We start from the raw sequence: 22,430 nt of genomic DNA, 5'->3' as shown, positions 1-22,430 counted from the left end.
TCTCCTCCCCCGGGGGGGGGGCACCCCCCCCCCCCCCCCCCCCCCCCCCCCCCCCCCCCCCCCCCCCCCCCCCCCCCCCCCCCTCTCCCCCCCCCCCCCCGACGGCGTGCGGTGCGCGCGGGTCAGCCCAGCGGGATTCCGTTCACCGGCAGGCCCTGCGTGGGCAGGCCCTTGCCGACCGGGAGACCGCCGAGGAGGCCGGCGACCGGCTTGGTGGGACCCTGGGCGAGCGCCTGCTCGGCGGCCGGCTGCACGGCGGCGACGCCCGTGGCGAGCGCCGGCTGGGCCTGGTCCAGCTTGGCCTGCTCCAGCACCTTGCCGGCACCCGGCAGCAGCTTGGCGACGTTCTCGACCGGCTTGGTGACCGAGTCCAGGGCCTGCGTGGCGTCGGGGACGGCCGGGGCGGCGTTCGCGGCGCCCGCACCGACGGCGGCGATGGCGGCACCGAGGGCGGCGACGCCGAGGGTCTTGGCAGCAGACTGCTTCATGATGAATGCGTCCTCGAATGGGATACGGGAACCGATCGGTCCACGACCGTAAACACGGGACGGGGGAGGCCGCAAACATCGAAATGCGGACGGATGGTGAATGTCCGTCCGCATTCCGTGCCCGAAGAAATCCGCGATCAGTTGCCCGCGGCCACAGAACCGCTGGTGGAGGCAGTCTGCTGGAACAGCCATTCGGACTTCAGCTCGGCATAGCCGGGCTTGATCACGTCATTGATCATGGCGAGTCGTTCATCGAAAGGAATGAATGCTGACTTCATAGCATTGACCGAGAACCACTGCATGTCGTCGAGCGTGTAATCGAATGCGTCGACAAGGTGCTCGAATTCCCGGCTCATGCTGGTCCCGGACATCAGCCGGTTGTCGGTGTTGACCGTGGCCCGGAAGTGCAGCCGGCGCAGCAGGCCGATCGGGTGCTCGGCGTAGGAGGCGGCCGCGCCGGTCTGGAGGTTGGAGGAGGGGCACATCTCCAGCGGGATCCGCTTGTCGCGGACGTAGGAGGCGAGCCGGCCGAGCTTCACCCCGCCGTCGGCGGCGATCTCGATGTCGTCGATGATCCGCACGCCGTGCCCGAGCCGGTCGGCGCCGCACCACTGGAGGGCCTGCCAGATGGACGGCAGCCCGAAGGCCTCGCCGGCGTGGATGGTGAAGTGGTTGTTCTCCCGCTTCAGATACTCGAAGGCGTCGAGGTGCCGGGTGGGCGGGAAGCCCGCCTCCGCGCCCGCGATGTCGAAGCCGACGACACCCAGGTCCCGGTAGCGGTTGGCGAGTTCGGCGATCTCCAGGGCGCGCGCCGCGTGCCGCATCGCGGTGAGCAGGGCGCCGACGCGGATCCGGTGGCCGTTTCGACGGGCCGTCCGCTCACCCTCCCGGAAGCCCTCGTTGACGGCCTCGACGACCTCCTCGAGGGTCAGCCCGCCGTCGAGGTGCTGCTCGGGGGCGTAGCGCACCTCGGCGTAGACGACACCGTCCTCGGCGAGGTCCTCGGCGCACTCGCGGGCGACCCGGACGAGCGCCTCCCGGGTCTGCATCACGCCGACGGTGTGCGAGAAGGTCTCCAAGTACCGTTCCAGGGAACCGGAGTCGGCGGCCTCCCGGAACCAGACGCCGAGCTTGTCGGGGTCGGTCTCGGGGAGCCGGGAGTACCCGGTGTCCCGGGCGAGGTCGACGATCGTGCCGGGGCGCAGCCCGCCGTCGAGATGGTCGTGCAGCAGAACCTTGGGCGCCCGCCGGATCTGGTCCGCGCTCGGGGTGTGGCCCGCTGGGATGCTCTGGCTCGTCATTTTCGCACTCTAACTCCTACGCGCGTAGATCGCGCGCTGTACCACTCCGTCGATACGTAACGGTGACCGCACGGACGGGTGGAGTACACCAGCGCTTCTGACACTGTTCTGTCATGGCACACCAAGCGACGCCGGTCCGAACGGCCCGGCTGGGGAGGGCGCTCGGCCCCGAGCCGACGACGGTCAGCGGGGTGGTGCTGCTGCTCCCCGGCGGCGAGGAGGTCTCCGACCGCAGACCGTCGCCCCTGTGGGCGGCGGCCTCCGTCCGCGCCCTGGGGCGCGCCCTGGCGCGGGCGGGACACGAGGAGGGCCTGGCCGTCCACGCCGTGCACTACCGCTACCGCGGGTGGAACGGCGGCGCGGCGCATCTCGCGGCGGACGCGGCCTGGGCGGCGGACGAGATCGTCCGGCGGTACGGGGACGTTCCGGTGTGTCTGGTCGGGGTCGGCATGGGCGGGCGGGCCGCGCTGCGCGCCGCCGGCCATGACGCCGTCAACTCCGTGCTGGCTCTTGCCCCCTGGTTGCCGGAGGAGGACATGGCCGCGCCGCCCGAACCGGTGAAGCAGCTGGTGGGGCGGCGGGTGATGATCGTGCACGGCACGAAGGACGAGCGGTCCGATCCCGAGCTGTCGTTCCGGCTGGCGTCCCGGGCGAAGAAGGCGAACCGTGACGTGTGCCGGTTCGAAGTGCATGCCGACGGACATGGGTTGCACCAGTACCGGGAGGAAGTGCTGGCCCTGGCCGCGGACTTCGTGATGGGGGTGCTGTTCGAGCGGGCGTTCGCGCGGCCGGTCGAGGACGCGTTGGCGGCTCCGCCGCCGCTGGGGCTGCGGATGCCGTTGGCCGTGGGGTTCGGGAAGTCGTTGCGGCGTTGACTTGCTCCTCGGGCTGAAGCCCGAGGATTCTGGCCTTCTCGTCCGTTGCTGTGCCGCTACGCGGCACGGGGTTCGGGGGAGAATCCGTGGCTTCCTGCTTCGGCGCGCTGTGCCAGGACGAGTCCTGGTCTGACCTGCGCTCCACAGGCTGCAACCGCCAGTCCGGCGGCCGTCTTCACGTTCTTCGCGGCGTTGTGGTCCCGGTCGTGGACCGCACCGCAGGCGGCGCAGGTCCAGGTCCGGATGTGCAGGGGCTTGGGACCGTCCTTGGCCCCGCACGCCGAGCAGACCTGGCTGGTCGGCTCGAACCTGCCGATCTTCACCAGGGTGCGCCCGTACCTGACCGCCTTGTACTCCAGCATGGCCACGAACTGTGACCAGCCCGCGTCATGCACGCTCTTGGCCAGCCTTGTGCGCGCCAGTCCCTTGACCGTCAGGTCCTCCACACCGATCGCTTGGTTCTCGCGGATCAGCTTCGTGGAGAGCTGGTGGTGGAACTCGCGGCGCGCGTCGGCCACTTGTGCGTGGGCGCGGGCGACCTTCAGGCGGGTTTTCTCCCGGTTCTTCGACCCCTTCTGCTTACGGGACAGGTCCCGCTGGGATCTCTTGAGTTTCTTCTGCGCGCGGCGCAGGAACCGCGGGGAGTCGATCTTCGTGCCGTCGGAGAGGACCGCGAAGTGCGCCAGGCCCAGGTCGATGCCGACCGTCTGGTTGCTGTCGGGCATCCGGTGGGCGTCGTCGGCCGGGTCCGTATCGATGACGAAGGACGCGAAGTATCGTCCGGCCGCGTCTTTGATCACGGTGACGGAGGAGGGGGTGGTGGGCAGGGTCCGGGACCACTCCACCTTCAGCTCGCCGATCTTCGGCAGGTTCAGCCGCCCGCTGCCGGTGATCGACCAGCGGGCGTTGGTGGTGAACCGGATCGACTGCCGCTTGTCCTTGCGGGACTTGAACCGGGGCGCACCCACCCGGGTACCCTTACGGACCCCCTTGAGGGAGGCGAAGAAATTGCGGTAGGCGGCCTCGGCGTCGCGCAGAGCCTGCTGGAGCACCACGACGGAGACCTCTCCCAGCCAGCACCGCTCCACGGTCTGCTTGGCCCCGGTGATCAGCTTCTTGGACAGCTCACCGGCCGTCGGGAACGCTGCGCCCGCCTGGCGGGCGTCCTCACGGGCGCGCACCGCGTCGTTGAACACGACGCGGGCACACCCGAACGCCTTCGCCAACGCGGTGCGCTGACCGGCGTCCGGGTACAGGCGGAAGCTGTACCTCAGCTGCATGGCGGCCACGACACATACTTGGGTTATGGGTGAGATGCAGGAGATCAGAACTGGTCGGCACTGTGTTTTCGTGATGCATGTGCACTTGGTCTTCGTGACCAGGTTCCGGCACAAGGTGTTCACCGATGTTCACCTGTCGCGGATGGAGGAGATCATGCGGTCGGTGTGCGCGGACTTCGAGTGCGAGCTGGTGGAGTTCAACGGCGAGGACAACCACGTCCACCTGCTGGTGGACTTCCCGCCCAAGGTCGCCGTCACCAAGCTGGTCAACTCCCTCAAGGGTGTCTCCTCGCGCCGTCTCCGCCAGGAGTTTCCCGACCTGGTGCAGCACTACTGGCGGGCCAACAAGCTCTGGTCGGGTTCGTACTTCGCAGGGACCGTCGGTGGTGCCCCGCTCTCCGTGGTCAGGCAGTACATCGAGCAGCAGAACCGGCCGGTGTGAGCACCGCCCGGCGCCGCCGGGACCGAGCCCCCGCGGCGCTCCGCGCCGCGGGTGGGGAACACGCCCTGTCCGGCTCCGCCGGACAGGAATCCGCGACGCTCCGCGTCGCAACCATCAGATTCGCTTCACCACCGGGCTGAAGCCCGATGCACTGCGAATGAATCCCGGTAGCGGCCGGCCCTCAGGTCGGCAGCAGGTTGCCCCGCCTCGACAGCAGGAACTTCTTGAAGGCCGCCACCGGCGGTGTGTCCGGATGGCCGTCCAGCCACGCCACGCCGATCTCACGGACCGCTCGCGGGGCGGTGACCGTCAGTTCCACCACGCCCGGACGGGCCACGGCGGGCGGCGGCAGCAGCGCCACCCCCAGCCCCGCCGCCACCAGCCCCCGCAGCGTCTCCGCCTCCTCGCCCTCGAAGGCGACCCTCGGGCGGAAGCCGGCCTCCTTGCAGAGGTCGTCGGTGATCCGGCGCAGGCCGTAGCCGGGTTCGAGGGTCACGAACGCCTCGTCGGCGGCCTCGGCGAGACGGACGCGGCGGCGGGCCGCGAGGCGGTGGTCGGCGGGGACGACCAGGCGGAGCTTCTGCTCGTCGAGACGGCGGGCGACCAGGTCGGGGGCGTCCGGGACCGGGGAGGTCAGGCAGAGGTCGAGGTCGCCGGCGCGCAGGCCTTCGAGCATCGCCTCGCCGTAGTTCTGGACGAGGCTGAAGCGGACCCGGGGGTGGTCGGCGCGGAAGGCGTGGATCAGACCGGGGACGGTCTCGGCGCCCATGGTGTGCAGGAAACCGAACGCGACCTTGCCGGTGGCCGCGTCGGCGTCGGCGCGGACCTCGTCGGCGGCCTTCTCGATCTCGGCGAGGGCGCGCTCGACGGAGGTCAGGAAGGTGCGGCCGGCCGGGGTGAGGGAGACCGAGCGGCCGCGGCGGGCGAACAGATCGACGCCCAGGTCCTGTTCGAGGCGGACCATCGCCCGGGAGAGCGTCGACTGCGGGACGTTCATCTCCTGGGCGGCACGCGTGACGTGCTCGGTGCGGGCGACCCCGGCGAAGTAGGCGAGCCGGGGCGCCAGCGACATCACCATGTCTTCTGTGTCACTGGACGGTGACAGGCGGGGCTGTGACCTCTGCTGATGCTCCATGGGAACGATTATGGCCATTCCATGCATTGGACGGATGAGCGGGGGCGTCCGTAGGTTCGAGGCATGTCTCCCGCCAGTACCGGGGCGTCCACACTCGTGGGCGCCGTCCCGTCCGTCCCCGCCTCCGACTCCCGTATGGCCCCCGGCGGCCCCGGCTACCGCCGGATGAGCTTCGCGCTCTTCCTCGCCGGGGTGGCGACCTTCGCCCTGCTGTACTCCACGCAGGCGCTCCTGCCGTTGATCTCCGGCGACTTCGGGGTGGCGGCGAGCGAGGCGAGCTGGACGGTCGCGGCGGCGACCGGCGGACTGGCGCTGTTCGTGCTGCCGATGAGCGCCCTCTCCGAGCGCTACGGCCGCCGTACGGTGATGACGGCCTCGCTGGCGGTCGCGGTGACCGTCGGCCTGCTGGTGCCGCTCGCCCCCTCGCTGGGCGCGCTGGTGGTGCTGCGGGCGGTGCAGGGCGCGGCGCTGGCCGGGCTGCCGGCGTCGGCGACCGCGTACCTGGCGGAGGAGGTCCGGCCGAAGGCGCTGGTCACGGCGATCGGCCTGTTCGTGGCGGGCAACAGCGTCGGCGGGATGAGCGGCCGGGTCATCACCGGCTGGGTCGCGCAGGAGTGGGGCTGGCGGGCCGCCGTCGCGGTGATCGGCGTGCTCGCGGTGGGCTGCGCGATCGCGTTCCGGCTGCTGCTGCCGGCGCCGAAGCACTTCACGCCGGGGTCGCTGCGGCCCGCCGTCCTGGTCCGCACGGTCCGCGACCACCTGGCCGACCCGCTGCTGTGCCGGCTGTACGCGATCGGCGCGCTGTTCATGACCGTCTTCGGCGGTGTGTACACGGTCATCGGCTACCGCCTGACGGAGGCCCCCTTCTCGCTCCCCCAGGGTGTCGTCGGCTCGATCTTCCTGGTGTACCTGGTCGGTACGGTGTCGGCGTCCACGGCGGGCCGGCTGGTCGGCCGGCTGGGCCGGCGCGGGGCGCTCTACCTGGCGGGCGGTACGACGGCGGCGGGCCTGCTGCTCTCCCTGGCCGACTCCCTCGTCCCGGTGCTGCTGGGCCTGGTCCTGATCACGGCGGGCTTCTTCGCGGGGCACGCGGTGGCGTCGTCGGCGGTCGGCAAGACGGCCACCACCGGCCGCGCGCAGGCCTCGGCGCTGTACCAGTCGGCGTACTACATCGGCTCCAGTGCCGGTTCCACGGTCGGCGCGATCGCCTTCCACGCGGGCGGCTGGGCCGGCACGGTCGGCGTGGGCGTCCTGGCGGTGCTCGGCGTCGTGACGATCACGGTGTTCGGGTCGCGGGCGGCCCGCCGGGAGACGTTGGCCACCGCCTGATCCCTTCCCCCTGCTCAGGGCCGGTTGTCAGTGGTCGCGGATAGCCTCCGCGACCACGACTGGTCCTAGCAGGGGGTTTGTTCATGGAGTTCCGGGTCGACCGCGGTGACCTCGTCGAGGCCGTGGGGTGGGCGGCCCGCGCCCTGCCCGCCCGGACGCCGGTGCCGGTGCTGGGCGGGCTGCTGCTGGAGGCGTCGGCGGGGCGGCTGAGCGTGTCGGGGTTCGACTTCGAGACGGCGGCGCGGATCGAGACCGACGCCGAGGTGACGGCCGACGGGCGGGTGCTGGTCCTGGGGCGGCGGCTGCTGGACATCTGCAAGGTCCTGCCGGACGGGCCGGTGGGTTGCGCCCTGGACGGGACCCGGTTCACGGTCGAGGCGGGCGGCACCAGCTTCGGCCTGTCCACGCTGGCGCGCGAGGAGTACCCGGCCGCTCCCCCGCCCCCGGCGGCGTACGGCACCGTGGACTCGGCCGCGTTCGCGACCGCCGTCGCCCAGGTCGCGGTGGCGGCCGGCCGCGACGACACGCTCCCCGTGCTGACCGGGGTGCAACTGCGGCTGGACGGCGACGAGATGACCCTGTCCGCCTCCGACCGCTACCGGTACGCGGTGCGGCGGCTGGAGTGGAAGGCGGAGGCGGAGGCCGCCGCCGGGGGTGTCGTGGAGGCGCTCGTGCCGGCCCGGCGGCTGCTGGACGTGGGCCGGTCGCTGGGGCGGTGCGGCACCGTGCGGGTCGGGCTCGACCCGGCCGCCGGGGGTGGTCCGATCGGCTTCGAGGGCGGGCGGATGCGGGCGGTGCTGCGCCGGCTGGACGGGCGGTTGCCGGCCTACGGCTCCCTGTTCGACACCGCGGGGGCGGCGGTCGCCGAGGTGGCGTGCGGGGCGCTGACGGAGGCGGTGCGCAGGGTCGCGGTGGTGGCGGAGGCGAACAGTCCGGTACGGCTGGACTTCGCGGCGGATTCGGTGCTGCTGCGCGCCGGGTACGGCGACGACGTGGCCGTACAGCGGCTGTCGGCCGTGCTGACCGGGGCCGACGAGGTCACCGTCGCCTTCAACCCTGCGTATCTGCTGGACGCGCTGGGCTCGTTCGAGGCGCCCGCGCTGCGGATGGAACTGCTGGGGACGGGGCAGCGGGCGCTGCTGGCCGCGGCGGACGCCCCGACGGCCCACCGGCATCTGCTGATGTCCGTGAAGCAGCTCGTCTGACCTGCGCGTTCGTCGACTCGGCGGGCCATTGTCAGTGGGCTGCGGTAGCTTCCGAAGTGCTGGGCGCACAGGCGCGTGACAGAACGGCCACAGGGGCGGGTGGACGACGATGAGTGACGGTACGGCCACGACGGCGACGGTGGAGGACCTCGACGTCAGGCTGGAGAAACACCGGGTCGAGCTGACCGGGTACTGCTACCGCATGCTCGGCTCCTCCTTCGAGGCCGAGGACGCGGTACAGGACACCCTGGTGCGGGCCTGGCGGAGCTACGACAAGTTCGAGGGCCGCTCCAGCCTGCGTTCCTGGCTGTACCGGATCGCGACGAACGTCTGCCTGGACATGCTGACGGCGGGCAACAAGCGGGCCCGGCCGATGGACCTGTCCGAGGCCACCCCGCTGGCCCAGGCGGCCCTGTCCCCCCGCCCCGACCACACCTGGCTGGAACCGATGCCGGACACCCGTGTACTGCCCATGGTGGAGGACCCGGCGGAGGCGGCGGTCGCCAAGGAGTCGGTGCGCCTGGCGTTCATGGCCGCGCTCCAGCAGCTCCCGCCGAAGCAGCGGGCGGTGCTGATCCTGCGGGAGGTGCTGGCGTGGAAGGCGAGCGAGGTCGCCGAGCTGCTCGGCACCTCGGTCGCCTCGGTCAACAGCGCCTTGCAGCGGGCGCGGGCGACGCTGGCCGAGCGCTCCGAGGCGGGCGCGGACGCGGCGGTGTCGAACCCGCTGGACGAGGAGCAGCAAAAGCTGCTCGACCGCTATGTGGCGGCCTTCGAGGGCTACGACATGACGGCCCTGACGGCGTTGCTCCACGAGGACGCCATCATGACGATGCCGCCGTTCGACCTGTGGCTGACCGGCCACGACGACATCGCGGGCTTCATGACGACGCTCGGCTCGGCGTGCGAGGGCTCACGCCTGCTGCCGGTGCAGGTGAACGGCCTGCCGGGGTTCGCCCAGTACAAGCCGGACCCGGAGAAGGGCGGGTTCACCCCGTGGGCCATCCAGGTCCTGGAGATCTCAGACGGCCGCCTCACCGGGTTCCACTTCTATCTCGACACCCAGCGCTGGTTCCCGCTCTTCGACCTCCCCCTCCACCTCGAAGCGGAGTCCGACGAGGCGGAGCAGGGCGCGTAGGGCGGGATCGGGGGCGCGCAGGCGGATGTGTCCCCCGGCCCTGCGGGCGGCCAGCTGAAGGCGCGCCAGCAGGTCCACGGCGGCCAGCCCCGGCGGTCCGATCCCGCTCACGTCACAGACGACGACCCCACCGCCCCCCGCGGCGTCCAGCAGCGCCCGTACGTCGTCGGCGAGCCCTGCCACCCGGTCGCGGGTGACAGGGCAGGTCAGCATGAGCACAGGCGGTGTTTTGGGGTCCACGTGCGGTAGACCCCGGGGTCGGGCTCAACTCATCGCTAGCCGACGGGAAACTCGCTGGTGTCCAGCTTCAGTCCGAACGGCTCGGGCAGCTCCACCGTGTCACCGAACTTGCCTGCCCGAAGTACGCGGTAGACCTCACCCTGCGGTTCGCCGTAGAGAGTGACCGTGGGACCGCCCGGTGCCCACCGATCGACGAGCAGGTAGAGAGGAATGCCGGCTGCCGCGCAGGCAGCGGGCTTGCTGACGCGGTCGTGGCGGGCGTTGGACTTGGACGTCACCTCGACGACGAACTCCGCGAGACCGGCAGGGACGTAGTTTTCCGACTCCGGATTCTCCAGCAGCAACGGGGCCACCACCAGGTCGGGGATGAGCATGCCCAGACGCGACGGCACTGCGATGGCCAGCGTCTGGAAGATCCCCCAGTCTTCGGGGATCACGGAGTAAAGGCGGCGCTGGATGCGATCCGCGATCACGTTGTGCTGGTACGCGGGAGCAGGTGACACGGTGACGATCCCTTCAATGATCTCCACCTTGCTGCCCTCGGGCCATTCCATCTCCTCCCAGAACCGGACCAGGTCGTCCCAGCTCTGCTCGGGGTCGTGGCCCACGGTGAGTGCGCTCATGGCGGTCTCCTATCGATGTGTCACCGATCCCAGCATGCCGAACGGGACCGGCGGGGGTCCACCGATCCCGTTCACCCGAACAGGGAAAGCGCAGGTCAGGCGATTCGTTCCAGCACCACCGGCGACGCCGTGAACGCGGTGCCAGGCGCGGCGATGTCGTAGGAGCCCGCCACCGACTCGAGGGCGTACTCGAAGCGCTCGGGGGTGTCCGTGTGGAGGGTCAGCAGGGGCTGGCCCTCGGTCACCGTGTCGCCGGGCTTGGCGTGGAGTTCGACGCCGGCGCCCGCCTGCACCGGGTCCTCCTTGCGGGCGCGGCCCGCGCCGAGACGCCAGGCGGCGATGCCGATGTCGTAGGCGTCCAGGCGGGTCAGGACGCCGGAGGCGGGTGCCTTCACCACGTGCTGCTCGCGCGCCACCGGCAGCTCCGCGTCCGGGTCGCCGCCCTGGGCCGCGATCATGCGGCGCCAGACGTCCATCGCCGAGCCGTCGGCCAGCGCCTTCGCCGGGTCCGCGTCCTTCACACCGGCCGCGTCGAGCATCTCGCGGGCCAGCGCGACGGTCAGCTCCACGACGTCCGCCGGGCCGCCGCCCGCCAGGACCTCCACCGACTCACGGACCTCCAGCGCGTTGCCCGCCGTGAGGCCGAGGGGGGTGGACATGTCGGTGAGCAGCGCGACCGTCTTCACGCCGTGGTCCGTGCCGAGGCCGACCATCGTGGAGGCCAGTTCCCGCGCGTCCTCGATGGTCTTCATGAAGGCGCCCGTGCCGACCTTGACGTCCAGGACCAGCGAGCCGGTGCCCTCGGCGATCTTCTTCGACATGATGGAGGAGGCGATCAGGGGGATCGCCTCCACCGTGCCGGTCACGTCCCGCAGGGCGTACAGCTTCTTGTCCGCCGGGGCCAGGCCGTCACCGGCGGCGCAGATCACCGCGCCGGTGGTGTCGAGGACGTGCAGCATCTCCTCGTTGGACAGCAGCGCGCGCCAGCCCGGGATCGACTCCAGCTTGTCCAGGGTGCCGCCGGTGTGGCCGAGGCCTCGGCCCGAGAGCTGCGGGACCGCCGCGCCGCAGGCCGCGACCAGCGGGGCGAGCGGCAGGGTGATCTTGTCGCCGACACCGCCCGTGGAGTGCTTGTCGGCGGTCGGGCGGGACAGGGACGAGAAGTCCATGCGCTCGCCGGAGGCGATCATCGCGGCCGTCCAGCGGCTGATCTCACGACGGTTCATGCCGTTGAGCAGGATCGCCATGTTCAGGGCGGCCATCTGGTAGTCGGCGACCTCCCCGCGGGTGTACGCGTCGATGACCCAGTCGATCTGTTCGTCGCTGAGGTCACCGCGGTCCCGCTTGGTGCGGATGACGGAGATGGCGTCCATGGCCATGGCTTTCCTTCCGAAGGTTCCAGAAGACGGTGCACAAAAAATTTGGTGCGGAAAAAGGGCGCGGCCCCTCTGTGTCGGTCAGAGGGGCCGCTCGGGACTTACCTGAGATGGTCCGGGCCGAACGCCTGCGGCAGCATCTCCGCCAGCGGCAGGATCCCCGCCGGCGTCTCGAGGAGCAGTTCCGGCCCGCCGAACTCGAACAGCAGCTGCCGGCAGCGGCCGCACGGGACGAGGATCTCGCCCCGGCCGTCCACACAGGTGAAGTGCGTGAGCCGGCCGCCACCGGTGTTCTGCAGCTCCGAGACCAGCCCGCACTCGGCGCACAGCCCGAGCCCGTACGAGGCGTTCTCGACGTTGCAGCCGGAGACGATCCGGCCGTCGTCGACCAGGGCCGCCACGCCGACCGGGTAGCCGGAGTACGGGGCGTACGCCCGGGACATGGCGTCCCGGGCCACCGCGCGCAGCTTCTCCCAGTCGGCCGTGGTGGCGGCGGGGGTCACTTGCCCTGCCCCTTCCGGTACGGCAGACCGTCCGCCTTCGGCATGCGCAGCCGCTGGGCGGAGAGGGAGAGGACCAGCAGGGTGACCACGTACGGGGTGGCCGTGACGACCTGGTTCGGGACCTCGTCCGTGCCGGTGTACCAGATGAACATCAGGGCCGAGACGCCCGCGGTGATCGCGGCGGAGATGTACTGCTTCTTCCACGCCAGGTAGACCGCGCCGGCCACCAGCAGGATCGCGATCAGCAGGATCAGGGCGTGGACGTTGGTGGCGCCGCCGCGCAGGTTGAGGCTGTCGGTGTAGCCGAACAGGCCCGCGCCGAGGGCGAGGCCGCCCGGCATCCAGTTGCCGAAGATCATCGCGGCGAGACCGATGTAGCCGCGGCCGGCGGTCTGGCCGTCCAGGTAGACGTTCGACGCCACGATGGACAGGAACGCGCCGCCGAGGCCGGCGAAGCCACCGGAGATGATCACGGCGATGTACTTGTACTTGTAGACGTTGACGCCGAGGGACTCGGCCGCGACCGGGTTCTCACCGCAGGAGCGCAGCCGCAGGCCGAAGGACGTGCGCCACAGCACGTACCAGGTGGCCGGGACCAGGGCGACGGCGACGACGGTGAGCGGCGACAGGTTGGTGATCAGACCGCCGACCAGGCCGGCGAGGTCGGAGATCAGGAACCAGTGCTTCTCGTTGAGGGTCTCCAGCCAGCTGGACAGGCCCGGGATGTCGAAGGTGCCCAGCGACTCGATCGGCGGGGACTGCTTGGAGGAGCCGCCCTCGGCATTCTCGAAGGTGAACTTGGACAGGTAGCGGGTGACGCCCAGCGCCAGGATGTTCAGCGCCACACCGGAGACGATGTGGTTGACCTTGAAGGTGACGGTGGCGATGGCGTGCAGGACGCCGCCGAGCGCGCCGCCGAGGATGCCGAAGACGACACCGGTCCAGGGGCCCCACTGGTAGCCGGCCCAGGCGCCGAACCAGGTGCCGAGGATCATCATGCCCTCGAGGCCGATGTTGACGACGCCCGCCCGCTCGGCCCACAGACCGCCGAGGCCGGCGAGGCCGATCGGCACGGCGGCGCGCAGCGCGGTGGACATCTGGCCGGTGGACGTGATGCCGTCCGCGCCGGTGATCAGACGGACGACCGAGGTCAGGATCAGGACGCCCGAGATGACCAGCAGGAGGACGGGCAGCGACAGCCGGCGGCCGCCCTTGCCGGGCTGCTTGCCCTTCGGCTTCGCGATGGTCGCGGTGCTCATCAGACCGCCACCTCCTTCTTGGTGTTCGCGGCGGCGGCGAGTTCCTCACCGACGCGCTTCTGCTGGCGGCGCAGACCCCAGGTGCGGACGACCTCGTAGGAGATGACGACCGCGAAGACGATCAGGCCCTGCATGATCATCGCGATCTCCTTCTCGTACGGCTCCGGAGTCGCGTAGTCGAGGGCGGGGGACGCCTTGTCGAGGAAGGCCCACAGGAGGGCGGCGAGCGCGATGCCGCCGGGGTTGTTGCGGCCGAGCAGGGCGATACCGATGGCGGTGAAGCCGACGCCCGTCGGGAAGCTCAGGCTGTAGGTGTGGGCGTCGCCGAGCAGCAGCGGGAGTCCGGCGAGACCGGAGACGGCGCCGGAGACGATCATCACGGTGAGGATCATGCGCTTGGCGTCGACGCCGGAGGCGGCGGCGGCCGACTCGGACTCACCGGTGGCCCGCAGGTCGAAGCCGAAGCGGGTGCGGTTGAGGACCAGCCAGTAGACGATGCCGAGGGCGACGGCGAGGAAGACCAGGCCGTAGATCTCGCCGACGTCCTGGCCCAGGTCGATGCCCGGAACCCAGCCGGACTCCTTCATGATGCCGGTCGTCTTGTTGTCGCCGACCAGCTCGCCGAAGACCTCGGGGAGGGTGAGGTAGGCGATGAGGCTGGTGGCGATGGCGTTCAGCATGATCGTCGCGACGACCTCGCTGACGCCCCGGGTGACCTTCAGGACGCCCGCGACACCGGCCCAGATACCGCCGGTGAGGGCGGCGACCAGCAGCAGCATCGGGACCTGGAGGAAGGCCGGCAGATCGACGTGGGCGCCGACCACCGCGGTCATCATCGCGGCCAGGCGGTACTGGCCGTCGACGCCGATGTTGAAGAGGTTCATGCGGAAGCCGACGGCGACCGCCAGTGCGGCGATGTAGTACAGCGACGCCTGGTTGACGATCAGCACCTGGACGTCGGAGTAGCCGATCTGCTCCAGCATGAGCGAGTACGGCTCGATCGGGCTCTTGCCGGAGGCGATCAGCACGACCGAGGTCAGCAGAATCGCCGCGACGAGCGCCATGACCGGGCCGGCCACGGCGAGGAGCACGCGCTCCTTGTCGAACTTCTTCATCGGGCCTCGTCCTCCGGACCGGCAGCTTCCTCGGTGGTGTCCGCGGTGTCCTGGTGCTCCAGGTGACCGGTCGCGGCGCCGGTCATGGCCGAGCCCAGCTCCTCCGGGGTGATGGTGGCGGGGTCGGCGTCCGCGACCAGCCTGCCGTTGTAGATCACCCTGAGGGTGTCCGACAGGCCGATCAGCTCGTCCAGGTCGGCGGAGATCAGCAGCACGGCGAGGCCCTCGCGGCGGGCTTCCCGGATGCGGTCCCAGATCTGGGCCTGCGCGCCGACGTCCACACCGCGGGTGGGGTGGGCGGCGATCAGGAACTTCGGGTTGTGGCTCATCTCGCGGCCGACGATCAGCTTCTGCTGGTTGCCGCCGGAGAGGGAGGCGGCCGTGACGTCGATGCCGGGGGTGCGGACGTCGTACTCCTCGACGATCCGGCGGGTGTCGTCCTGGGCGCCCTTGGGGTTCAGCCAGAAGCCCTTGGCGTTGGGGGCCTCGGTGACATGGCCGAGGATGCGGTTCTCCCAGAGCGGGGCCTCCAGGAGCAGGCCCTGGCGGTGGCGGTCCTCGGGGATGTAGCCGACGCCGGACTCACGGCGCTTGCGGGTGGACCAGGGGGTGATGTCCTCGCCGAGGAAGGCGATGGTGCCGGAGTCGGCGTTCTTGGTGCCGATCAGCGCGTCGATCAGCTCGGTCTGGCCGTTGCCCTCGACGCCTGCGATGCCCATGACCTCGCCGGCGTGGATGGTGAAGCTGACGTCGTCCAGGACGCGCTTGATCTCGCCGCCCTCGGGGGCGAGCGTGATGCCGCCGGTGGGCTCGGCCTCGGTGCCCAGGGAGGCGCCGCCGCTGGCGAAGACGGTGAGGTTCGCGACCGAGACGACGGCCTGGTCGGTGACCGTGGACTCGGCGGTCTCCGGGGTGGGCAGCTCGCTGCCGACCATCATCTCGGCGAGCTGGCGCGGGGTGGTCTCGGACGGGACCGCCGTGCCGACGGTCGTACCGCGCCGGATGACGGTGATGTCGTCGGCGACGGAGAGGACCTCGCCCAGCTTGTGGGAGATGAAGATGACGGAGAGGCCCTCGGCCTTCAGCTCGCGCAGGTTGTCGAAGAGCGCGTCGACCTCCTGCGGGACGAGCACGGCGGTCGGCTCGTCGAGGATGAGGGTCCTGGCCCCGCGGAAGAGGACCTTGAGGATCTCCACGCGCTGGCGGTCGGCGACACCGAGGTCCTCGACCAGGACGTCGGGGCGTACGCCGAGCCCGTAGCGGTCGGAGATCTCCTTGATCTTCTTGCGGGCGTTCGCGCCGATGCCGTGCAGCTTCTCGCTGCCCAGCACCACGTTCTCCAGGACGGTCAGGTTGTCGGCCAGCATGAAGTGCTGGTGGACCATGCCGATGCCGCGGCCGATGGCGTCCGCGGGGCTGGAGAAGCTGACCTGCTCGCCGTCGATCGCGATGGTGCCCTCGTCCGGCTTCTGCATGCCGTAGAGGATCTTCATCAGGGTCGACTTGCCGGCGCCGTTCTCGCCGACCAGGGCGTGCACGGTGCCTTTTCGGACAGCCAGGTGGATGTCGTGGTTGGCGACGACACCGGGGAAGCGCTTGGTGATCCCCGCCAGCTCTACCGCGATCGTCGACTGTGCGGTGAGCGGAGGGCTGCTGGACGCGTCGATGGCGCACTCTCCTTGAGAAAGGGGCCGCTCTACGCGCGTAGCGCCCCTGCTTTAAAAATAGTGCCCGGATCTGATCGATCGTTTTCAGTCTCGATCTGTTCCGAGCATTCTGCCGCGCGAACGGGGCACAGGACGGTCATCGTTCCCGTGCCCCGTTCCGCGGCCGTAACGCTGTCATTACAGCGCACTATTGGCCAATACCTCTGACCGGTTCGGTCGCCGGGTCAGGAGGTCTTGACGGTGATGCTGCCGTCCTTGATGCCCTCTTCGGCCTTCTTGATCGCGGCCTGGATGTCGGCGTTGTCGGCGAAGGCCGGGTTGGAGTCCGACACGCTCACGCCGCCGTTCTCCAGGCTGCCGCGGACGACGCCCGTGGCCGGCTTGCCGTCCTCGACCGACTTGGCCAGGGTGTAGACCGCGCCCTGGACGTTCTTCATGGCCGAGGTCAGGATCGAGTCCTTGTAGGCCTTCAGCGCGTCCTGCTTGTACTGGTCGGAGTCGACACCGATCGCCCACACCTTGTTGGCGTCGGCGGCCTTGATGACGCCCTGGCCGGAGAGGCCCGCGGCGGCGTAGATGACGTCCGCACCGGCGTCGATCTGGCCCTCGGCGGCGCTCTCGCCCTTGTCCGGGCTGGAGAAGCCACCCTCGGCGGCGGTCTCGGTCAGGTACTGCGACTTGACCGTGACACCCTTCTTGGTGTCCTCGACGCCCTGCTTGAAGCCGGCCTCGAACTTGTGGATCAGCGGCACGTCCACGCCACCGATGAAGCCCACGACGTCGGACTTGGTGGCCTTGGCGGCCGCGACACCGGCGAGGTAGGAGGCCTGCTCCTCGTGGAAGACGAGGTCTGCGACGTTGTCGGCCTTGATCTGCTCGTCGTCGACGATGCCGAAGGTGGTCTTCGGGTACTTGGCCGCGGCCTCCTTGACGGCGGGCGCGTACGCGAAGCCGACGCCGATGACCGGGTTGTAACCCTGCTTGGCGAGGTTCTCCAGGCGCTGCACCTTGTCCGCGTCGGACTCGCCGTCCTGCGGCTCGACCGCGGTGGACTTGTAGCCGAACTCCTTGTCGGCCTGCTCCAGGCCGGCGGTGGCGGCGTCGTTGAAGGACTGGTCGCCCTTGCCGCCGACGTCGTACGCGAGCGCGAGGCCCAGGTTCTTGTCGCTGCTTTCGGAGGAAGAGGACGACGTGGACGAGCTTCCACAGGCGGAAACGGTCACGGCGAGGGCTGCGGTGGCAACACCCGCGGCCGCGATTCGGGACACCCGGCGCATGGAACTGACTCCTTTGTGCATGCGCCCATACCAGGCGCTGGTTCCGCCGCAGCGTAACGCGCGTAGACCGGGAGGAAAAACCCTTCTGTCCGCTCCGTTATCGAGCTGTGGCCACAGTTGCATCCCAGATTACGGACAGCAGTACGCCCCTTGCGGGAGGCAAGGGGCGTATGGGCTGCAAGGACGCCCGTAAGGACGTAGCCGGGGGCCCTCCGGGCCCGGTCGGCGGGTAACGCGGCGTTACTTGGTGTTGACCGTGACCTTGCCGTCGATGATGTCCTGCTTGGCCTTGTCGACGGCCGCGACGACGTCCGTCATCGCCTTGTACTTCGGGTTGGAGTCGGCGAAACCGACACCGTCGTTGGAGAGGCTGCCGCGCACCACGCCGGACAGCGGCTTGCCGTCGACGACGGACTTCACGAGGTCGTAGACCGCTCCGCCGACGTTCTTCAGCGCCGAGCCGAGGATGTAGTCCTTGTACGCCGCCAGCGCGCTCTGGCTGTACTGGTCGGAGTCGACACCGATCGCCCACACCTTCTTGGCGGCGGACTCGGTGATCACGCCCTGGCCGGAGAGTCCGGCCGCGTGGTAGATGACGTCCGCGCCGGCCTCGATCTGGCCGCTCGCCGCGTCCTTGCCCTTGTCGGGGCTGGAGAAGCCGCCCTCCTGGGCCGTCTCGGTGAGGTACTGCGACTCGATCTTGATGTTCGGGACGACGGACTTGGCGCCCTGGATGTAACCGGCCTCGAACTTGTGGATCAGCGGGATGTCCACGCCGCCGATGAAACCGATGTGGCCCTTCTTGGAGGCCTTGGCGGCGGCGACACCGGCGAGGTAGGAGGCCTGCTCCTCGTGGAAGACCATGTCGGCGACGTTCTTGGCCTGGACGGTCTCGTCGTCGATGATCCCGAAGGTGGTGTTCGGGAACTTGGCGGCGACCTCCTTGACGGCCGGCCCGTAGACGAAGCCGACGCCGATCACCGGGTTGTAGCCGGCCTGCGCCAGCTGGGTCAGACGCTGGATCTTGTCCGCGTCGGTCTCGCCGTCCTGCGGCTCGATGTCCTTGCCGGTGATGCCGAACTCCTTCTCGGCCTTCTGCAGTCCGGCGTAGGCGGCGTCGTTGAACGACTGGTCGCCCTTGCCGCCGATGTCGTACGCGAGCCCGATGCCCTTGCCCGAGTACTTTCCGGACGACTCCGTGTCGGTCGCCTTGGAACCGGTGCTGGACTCACCGCAGCCGGCGGCCGCGAGGGCGATGACCGCGACGGTCACCGCTGCTTGGGAGAATCTGGTCCTCCGAGATATCCGACGCACAGCAAGCACCCCTTCATCCCCACGGCGCCGCTACCGGCCCGCTTTCCCCTAGGTGGCGCCGCCCCGGCGACTTCCCCGACAGGCCGTTCCGGGTGGCGATGTGGACGGACAGTAACGCGCGTAGAAGGGGAGGGGAACGGGGTTTCTCGCTGCCGTTATCGAACCGTGCCGCCCCTGGGTTACAAGCGCGTCCCGGGGATTACCAGTGGGTGACGCAAGGGGACGAAGGGGCACCTTCCGGTCGCCCCCTGCCCCCTGCCCCTGCCCCCTGCCGGTGTTCGGTCAGACGGTCCTGGTCGCCGCGTCCAGCAGTGCGGCCGCCGTGAACAGCTCCACGCCCACGGTGATCGCGGACTCGTCGGCGTCGAAGTCGCCCTGGTGCAGATCGCGTACGGTGCGCTCGCCGGGCGGCCGGACACCGAGCCGGGCCATGGCTCCGGGCACCCGCTCCAGGTACCAGGAGAAGTCCTCCCCGCCGAGGCTCTGCTCGGTGTTCTCGACGGAGGACGGGCCGCGCCGGGCGACCATCGCGTCGTACAGCAGGCCGGTGACCGCGCCGTCGTTGACGACCGGCGGGACCCCGCGCACGTAGTTGATCTCGGACTTGGCGCGGTGCAGGTTGGCGACCTCGTCGATCGCCGCGACGACGATGTCCGGGGCCTGGCGCCACGCCTCGATGTCCAGGCAGCGCACGGTGCCGGAGAGTTCGGCGTGCTGCGGGATGACGTTCGGCGCGTGTCCGCTCTCGATCCGGCCCCAGGTGACGGCCAGCCCGGCGCGGGTGTCCACGCGCCGCCCGACCAGCGCGGGCACGTCGGTGACGACCCGGGCGACGGCGGTCACCAGGTCGGTGGTGAGGTGCGGGCGGGCGGTGTGGCCGCCGGGCCCGTCCAGGGCGATCTCCAGCCGGTCGCAGGCGGAGGTGATGGCACCCTCGCGCAGCCCGATCCGTCCGGCGTCGACCCGGGGGTCGCAGTGCACGGCGATGATCCGGCCGACGCCGTCCAGCGCGCCGCCCTCGATGGCGTCGGCGGCGCCGCCCGGCAGCACCTCCTCGGCGGGCTGGAAGATCAGCCGCACCGGGCGCGGGAGCCGGCCCTGGCGGTGCAGCTCGGCGAGGACGAGTCCGGCGCCGAGGACGACGGTGGTGTGCACGTCGTGGCCGCAGGCGTGGGCGCGGTCGGGCACGGTCGAGCGGTAGGCGCACTCGGTCTTGGTGTCCGGGATCGGCAGCGCGTCGATGTCGGCGCGCATCGCGAAGATCGGGGTGCCCCCGTCCCAGGTGCCGTCCTCGGTCCCGATGTCACAGATGAGGCCGGTCCCGACGGCGAGGACCCGCGGCCGGAGACCGGCCTTCTCCAGGCGGGCCTTGATCGCTGCGGTCGTGCGGAACTCCTGGTTGCCCAGCTCTGGGTGCATGTGCATGTCGCGACGGAACGCGACCAGCTCTGCGCGCAGGGCTTCCGGCAGGGTGCCGGGAAGGGCTCCGGGGAGCACGCCTTCCCCGGCGGGTTCGGCCTCGGACTCTCGGGACGTCAATTGCTTCACCCTCTGAAGGGTAGGACGCCGAGGCGGTCAACTGACCCACGATCAACAAAACTTCAACCCCTTGGGGGGAGAAACGTTGGCCGCGCGGCGCATGGCTGCTGTGGGGGGTGGGTAAACTCGGGCGGCTTTCCGGCCGAGCGGATCATGGAAGGGGCCCTGGTGGTGGGGGCCTGGATCCGTACCCGTCACTCTGTTCCTTTCCTCCACGCATACCACGGCGCGGCCCACGCACGCGGAGCTGTCCACGTACCGGAACCGGGTCCGTATGCCGGTACGGCTCCCTCGTGTCACCGATCCACCACGCCGGGCGACGGGCGGGGGCGGCCCGGGCCCCGGGAAAGCGGCCGCGGAGGGTTGGGCCGTTGGGATGACGGGCGGGCGGTGCCCGGAAGCGGCGGCCGCCGGACGGAGCGTTCACCTCGCGGCGGGGCGTTCCTCGTCCGGCGTTCGTGCGGGTCTCCTCCGGCGCGGGTAGCGTGCGCCCCCATGACCGACCAGGACACCGGCTTCCTCCAGGCCACCCGGATCTCGTACGACACCATCGCCGACGCGTACGCCGAGGAGTTGCCCGACGGGCTCGGCGGGCGGCCCGTGGACAGCGCGCTGCTCTCCGGGTTCGCCGAGCTGGTCAGGGCGCGGGGCGGGAACGAGCCCGTGGCCGATGTGGGGTGCGGGCCGGGGCATGTGACCGCGCGGCTGGACGCGCTCGGGGTGCCGGTGTTCGGCGTCGACGTGTCGCCGCGCATGGTGGCGCTGGCCGGGCGGGCGCATCCCGGTCTGCGTTTCCACGTCGGCTCGATGACCGGGCTGGATCTGCCCGACCGCTCGCTGGGCGGGCTGCTCGCCCTGTACTCCCTGATCCACGTCCCGGACTCCCATCTCCCGCTGGTCCTCGGCGAGTTCAGGCGGGTCCTGGCCGACGGCGGGCAGCTGCTGCTCGCCTTCCAGACCGGGGACGGCGAGCAGGAGCACCTCGCGGAGCGGTTCGGCCGGGAGATCTCGCTGGGCTGCCACTGGCGTTCCCCGGAGACCGTGGCCGACCTGCTGACGGACACCGGCTTCGAGATCCGGGCCCGCATGGTCCTCGAACCGGACGAGGGCGCGAAGCGCCCCCGCGCCTTCCTCTTCGCCCACACCCCGCACTGCCGGCGCTAGCCCCGTACGGCCGGCATCCGCGATACGCCGTGTCCCTCGGGCCGTCCCTCGGGCCGCCCCTCAGACCACGCTCACCGCGGCCAACCGGTGGACGTCCCGGGCCGTGCCCGTGACGCCGGAGAGGAAGCCGTGGGCGCGGGGGGAGGCGTGTTCGGTGAGCCAGGCCGGGTCGATGTCGCAGACCGCCACGCGGACGTCCGTGCCGGACAGGGCGAGGGGCAGGGTGTGGACGACCGTGGAGGGGAAGCTCAGGACGGTCCTGCCGATCGGGCCCCGGCGGGCGATCAGTTCCAGGGGAAGGTCCGGGCGGACCACCTCCAGGCCCGTCTCCACGGCCAGCCGGTGGAGCTTTTCGGCGCTCTCCCGGCGGTGGGCGAAGTAGCGGGTCGCGCCATGGGCCCGGGCCAGCGCCCGTACCGCCCCCAGGTAGCGGTCGGCGTCCACCACGCCGGTCTCCACCAGGGACGTGCCCACCATGTCCGCGCCCTTGGTCACGCGCGGCGGGCCGAAGCGGGCGCGGGTCCAGGCGAAGGTGTTGGAGGTGACGGCGACGCCCTCGGGCGCCTCCTCGATCGGCATGGAGGAGAAGATTTCCACCCGCCGGTGCGCGCCCGGCGTCAGCCGACGCCGGGCCGACGACGACACCGGGGCGAACAGCAGGTCGCGCGGGCCGGGCCGGCCGCCCTTGCGGTGCCAGCGCACGAGCCGTTCGCCGCGCGCGAGCTGGCCGACGAACTCCATGGTGGCCGTGCCGTCGTCGACGACGACCAGGTCGGAGGCGCGGGTGATGGTCAGCAGCAGCTGGACGTACCGGGAGAACGGGTCCCCCATGACCACCCGCCCGGCGCGTCTCAGCAGCGGGGCCAGGCCGCCGATGGTGCGGAAGGGCGCCGCCGTGCCGCCGCGCGCCTCCTCCCAGCGGAGCTCGTGCCCCTCCCCGCGGGCCAGTTCGGCCATCCGGCGCAGCTGCCCGCGGGTCATCGGGTCGGTCGGGGACAGGACGACGACGGTGAGCCCCGCGCCGGGCTCCTCCTGGGCGTGCGCCCATTCGAGCACGTTGAGGAGCTGCACCGGGCTCTCGACGAATGCGAGGGTGCGGGGGGTGGTGCCGGTGTTCCCGGCGCGGGGGCTCATCGTCGTACGACCGTCCCGTCGTCGTAAGG

Annotated in this window: 21 protein-coding genes; 6 read left to right on the top strand and 15 right to left on the bottom strand. The window is 70.7% G+C overall.

The window, feature by feature from the left end; translation table 11 throughout:
* Window positions 1-122 precede the first annotated feature (122 nt).
* Window positions 123-488, bottom strand: a complete 366-nt coding sequence (locus ACZ6D7_RS28930) for an ATP-binding protein (RefSeq protein WP_469496813.1) — start codon at window positions 486-488, stop codon at window positions 123-125.
* A gap of 137 nt (window positions 489-625) precedes the next feature.
* A complete protein-coding gene (locus tag ACZ6D7_RS28925; protein WP_469496810.1) occupies window positions 626-1,789 on the bottom strand; it encodes an adenosine deaminase in 1,164 nt (387 codons plus the stop codon).
* A gap of 113 nt (window positions 1,790-1,902) precedes the next feature.
* Between ACZ6D7_RS28925 and ACZ6D7_RS28920 the strand changes: the two genes are divergently transcribed.
* The gene (locus ACZ6D7_RS28920) at window positions 1,903-2,664 is read left to right on the top strand and encodes an alpha/beta hydrolase (protein ID WP_469496807.1); all 762 of its coding nucleotides are present in this window, start codon (window positions 1,903-1,905) and stop codon (window positions 2,662-2,664) included.
* Between the two features lie 56 nt (window positions 2,665-2,720).
* Here ACZ6D7_RS28920 and ACZ6D7_RS28915 read toward each other — a convergent pair whose 3' ends face one another.
* Window positions 2,721-3,944 carry an RNA-guided endonuclease InsQ/TnpB family protein gene (locus ACZ6D7_RS28915; RefSeq protein ID WP_469496805.1) on the bottom strand — a complete coding sequence of 408 codons (1,224 nt, stop codon included), beginning with the start codon at window positions 3,942-3,944 and terminating at the stop codon, window positions 2,721-2,723.
* 25 nt (window positions 3,945-3,969) lie between these two features.
* Between ACZ6D7_RS28915 and tnpA the strand changes: the two genes are divergently transcribed.
* Window positions 3,970-4,386 carry an IS200/IS605 family transposase gene (tnpA, locus tag ACZ6D7_RS28910; protein WP_469496801.1) on the top strand — a complete coding sequence of 139 codons (417 nt, stop codon included), beginning with the start codon at window positions 3,970-3,972 and terminating at the stop codon, window positions 4,384-4,386.
* Window positions 4,387-4,567: 181 nt separating this feature from the next.
* Here tnpA and ACZ6D7_RS28905 read toward each other — a convergent pair whose 3' ends face one another.
* On the bottom strand, window positions 4,568-5,521 hold the full coding sequence (locus ACZ6D7_RS28905; protein ID WP_469496799.1) for a LysR family transcriptional regulator: 954 nt from the start codon (window positions 5,519-5,521) through the stop codon (window positions 4,568-4,570).
* A gap of 63 nt (window positions 5,522-5,584) precedes the next feature.
* Between ACZ6D7_RS28905 and ACZ6D7_RS28900 the strand changes: the two genes are divergently transcribed.
* The 3 genes from ACZ6D7_RS28900 to ACZ6D7_RS28890 all read left to right on the top strand — a co-directional run bounded on the left by ACZ6D7_RS28900 (window position 5,585) and on the right by ACZ6D7_RS28890 (window position 9,190).
* On the top strand, window positions 5,585-6,850 hold the full coding sequence (locus tag ACZ6D7_RS28900; RefSeq protein WP_469496797.1) for an MFS transporter: 1,266 nt from the start codon (window positions 5,585-5,587) through the stop codon (window positions 6,848-6,850).
* A gap of 83 nt (window positions 6,851-6,933) precedes the next feature.
* A complete protein-coding gene (gene dnaN / locus ACZ6D7_RS28895; protein ID WP_469496794.1) occupies window positions 6,934-8,055 on the top strand; it encodes a DNA polymerase III subunit beta in 1,122 nt (373 codons plus the stop codon).
* A 109-nt stretch (window positions 8,056-8,164) separates the two neighbouring features.
* Window positions 8,165-9,190 carry a sigma-70 family RNA polymerase sigma factor gene (locus tag ACZ6D7_RS28890; protein ID WP_469496792.1) on the top strand — a complete coding sequence of 342 codons (1,026 nt, stop codon included), beginning with the start codon at window positions 8,165-8,167 and terminating at the stop codon, window positions 9,188-9,190.
* On the opposite strand, the gene ACZ6D7_RS28885 is transcribed toward ACZ6D7_RS28890, so the two are convergent.
* The 10 genes from ACZ6D7_RS28885 to ACZ6D7_RS28840 form a co-directional block, all read right to left on the bottom strand.
* Window positions 9,074-9,403, bottom strand: a complete 330-nt coding sequence (locus tag ACZ6D7_RS28885) for an STAS domain-containing protein (protein ID WP_469496790.1) — start codon at window positions 9,401-9,403, stop codon at window positions 9,074-9,076. The genes ACZ6D7_RS28890 and ACZ6D7_RS28885 overlap by 117 nt on opposite strands.
* Before the next feature lie 62 nt (window positions 9,404-9,465).
* Window positions 9,466-10,053 (bottom strand): Uma2 family endonuclease, encoded by a 588-nt coding sequence (locus ACZ6D7_RS28880; protein WP_469496788.1) that lies wholly within the window; start codon window positions 10,051-10,053, stop codon window positions 9,466-9,468.
* A gap of 95 nt (window positions 10,054-10,148) precedes the next feature.
* Window positions 10,149-11,432 (bottom strand): thymidine phosphorylase, encoded by a 1,284-nt coding sequence (locus tag ACZ6D7_RS28875; RefSeq protein WP_469496784.1) that lies wholly within the window; start codon window positions 11,430-11,432, stop codon window positions 10,149-10,151.
* A 98-nt stretch (window positions 11,433-11,530) separates the two neighbouring features.
* On the bottom strand, window positions 11,531-11,932 hold the full coding sequence (locus tag ACZ6D7_RS28870; RefSeq protein ID WP_469496782.1) for a cytidine deaminase: 402 nt from the start codon (window positions 11,930-11,932) through the stop codon (window positions 11,531-11,533).
* Window positions 11,929-13,191, bottom strand: coding sequence for an ABC transporter permease (locus tag ACZ6D7_RS28865; RefSeq protein ID WP_469496779.1), 1,263 nt, complete (start codon window positions 13,189-13,191; stop codon window positions 11,929-11,931). The genes ACZ6D7_RS28870 and ACZ6D7_RS28865 overlap by 4 nt, the downstream gene beginning before the upstream one ends.
* Window positions 13,191-14,306 carry an ABC transporter permease gene (locus ACZ6D7_RS28860; RefSeq protein WP_469496777.1) on the bottom strand — a complete coding sequence of 372 codons (1,116 nt, stop codon included), beginning with the start codon at window positions 14,304-14,306 and terminating at the stop codon, window positions 13,191-13,193. Before ACZ6D7_RS28860 ends, ACZ6D7_RS28865 begins: the two co-directional genes overlap by 1 nt.
* A complete protein-coding gene (locus ACZ6D7_RS28855; protein WP_469496835.1) occupies window positions 14,303-15,973 on the bottom strand; it encodes an ABC transporter ATP-binding protein in 1,671 nt (556 codons plus the stop codon). The genes ACZ6D7_RS28860 and ACZ6D7_RS28855 overlap by 4 nt, the downstream gene beginning before the upstream one ends.
* 224 nt (window positions 15,974-16,197) lie before the next feature.
* A complete protein-coding gene (locus ACZ6D7_RS28850) occupies window positions 16,198-17,250 on the bottom strand; it encodes a BMP family lipoprotein (protein ID WP_469496773.1) in 1,053 nt (350 codons plus the stop codon).
* Between the two features lie 240 nt (window positions 17,251-17,490).
* Window positions 17,491-18,522 carry a BMP family lipoprotein gene (locus tag ACZ6D7_RS28845; RefSeq protein ID WP_469496770.1) on the bottom strand — a complete coding sequence of 344 codons (1,032 nt, stop codon included), beginning with the start codon at window positions 18,520-18,522 and terminating at the stop codon, window positions 17,491-17,493.
* 324 nt (window positions 18,523-18,846) lie between these two features.
* Entirely contained in the window at window positions 18,847-20,112 is a 1,266-nt protein-coding gene (locus ACZ6D7_RS28840; RefSeq protein ID WP_469496767.1) for an amidohydrolase, read from the bottom strand.
* Window positions 20,113-20,598: 486 nt separating this feature from the next.
* Here ACZ6D7_RS28840 and ACZ6D7_RS28835 point away from each other — a divergent pair, with 486 nt between their 5' ends.
* Window positions 20,599-21,267 (top strand): class I SAM-dependent DNA methyltransferase, encoded by a 669-nt coding sequence (locus ACZ6D7_RS28835; protein ID WP_469496764.1) that lies wholly within the window; start codon window positions 20,599-20,601, stop codon window positions 21,265-21,267.
* Between the two features lie 60 nt (window positions 21,268-21,327).
* On the opposite strand, the gene ACZ6D7_RS28830 is transcribed toward ACZ6D7_RS28835, so the two are convergent.
* Complete coding sequence (locus ACZ6D7_RS28830) at window positions 21,328-22,401, bottom strand: hypothetical protein (RefSeq protein ID WP_469496762.1); 1,074 nt, start codon at window positions 22,399-22,401, stop codon at window positions 21,328-21,330.
* Window positions 22,402-22,430: the final 29 nt, after the last annotated feature.

Source organism: Streptomyces sp. NPDC041784, assembly GCF_055591025.1.
The sequence above is the reverse complement of the archived record's forward strand: the minus strand, read 5'-3'. Positions and strand labels throughout refer to the sequence as shown.

Excerpts from the sequence above, each read along its gene's own strand:
- ACZ6D7_RS28930 (WP_469496813.1), bottom strand. The coding sequence starts at position 488 with ATGAAGCAGTCTGCTGCCAAGACCCTCGGCGTCGCCGCCCTCGGTGCC.
- ACZ6D7_RS28925 (WP_469496810.1), bottom strand. The coding sequence starts at position 1,789 with ATGACGAGCCAGAGCATCCCAGCGGGCCACACCCCGAGCGCGGACCAG.
- ACZ6D7_RS28920 (WP_469496807.1), top strand. The coding sequence starts at position 1,903 with ATGGCACACCAAGCGACGCCGGTCCGAACGGCCCGGCTGGGGAGGGCG.
- ACZ6D7_RS28915 (WP_469496805.1), bottom strand. The coding sequence starts at position 3,944 with ATGCAGCTGAGGTACAGCTTCCGCCTGTACCCGGACGCCGGTCAGCGC.
- tnpA (WP_469496801.1), top strand. The coding sequence starts at position 3,970 with ATGGGTGAGATGCAGGAGATCAGAACTGGTCGGCACTGTGTTTTCGTG.
- ACZ6D7_RS28905 (WP_469496799.1), bottom strand. The coding sequence starts at position 5,521 with ATGGAGCATCAGCAGAGGTCACAGCCCCGCCTGTCACCGTCCAGTGAC.
- ACZ6D7_RS28900 (WP_469496797.1), top strand. The coding sequence starts at position 5,585 with ATGTCTCCCGCCAGTACCGGGGCGTCCACACTCGTGGGCGCCGTCCCG.
- dnaN (WP_469496794.1), top strand. The coding sequence starts at position 6,934 with ATGGAGTTCCGGGTCGACCGCGGTGACCTCGTCGAGGCCGTGGGGTGG.
- ACZ6D7_RS28890 (WP_469496792.1), top strand. The coding sequence starts at position 8,165 with ATGAGTGACGGTACGGCCACGACGGCGACGGTGGAGGACCTCGACGTC.
- ACZ6D7_RS28885 (WP_469496790.1), bottom strand. The coding sequence starts at position 9,403 with ATGCTGACCTGCCCTGTCACCCGCGACCGGGTGGCAGGGCTCGCCGAC.
- ACZ6D7_RS28880 (WP_469496788.1), bottom strand. The coding sequence starts at position 10,053 with ATGAGCGCACTCACCGTGGGCCACGACCCCGAGCAGAGCTGGGACGAC.
- ACZ6D7_RS28875 (WP_469496784.1), bottom strand. The coding sequence starts at position 11,432 with ATGGCCATGGACGCCATCTCCGTCATCCGCACCAAGCGGGACCGCGGT.
- ACZ6D7_RS28865 (WP_469496779.1), bottom strand. The coding sequence starts at position 13,191 with ATGAGCACCGCGACCATCGCGAAGCCGAAGGGCAAGCAGCCCGGCAAG.
- ACZ6D7_RS28860 (WP_469496777.1), bottom strand. The coding sequence starts at position 14,306 with ATGAAGAAGTTCGACAAGGAGCGCGTGCTCCTCGCCGTGGCCGGCCCG.
- ACZ6D7_RS28850 (WP_469496773.1), bottom strand. The coding sequence starts at position 17,250 with ATGCGCCGGGTGTCCCGAATCGCGGCCGCGGGTGTTGCCACCGCAGCC.
- ACZ6D7_RS28835 (WP_469496764.1), top strand. The coding sequence starts at position 20,599 with ATGACCGACCAGGACACCGGCTTCCTCCAGGCCACCCGGATCTCGTAC.
- ACZ6D7_RS28830 (WP_469496762.1), bottom strand. The coding sequence starts at position 22,401 with ATGAGCCCCCGCGCCGGGAACACCGGCACCACCCCCCGCACCCTCGCA.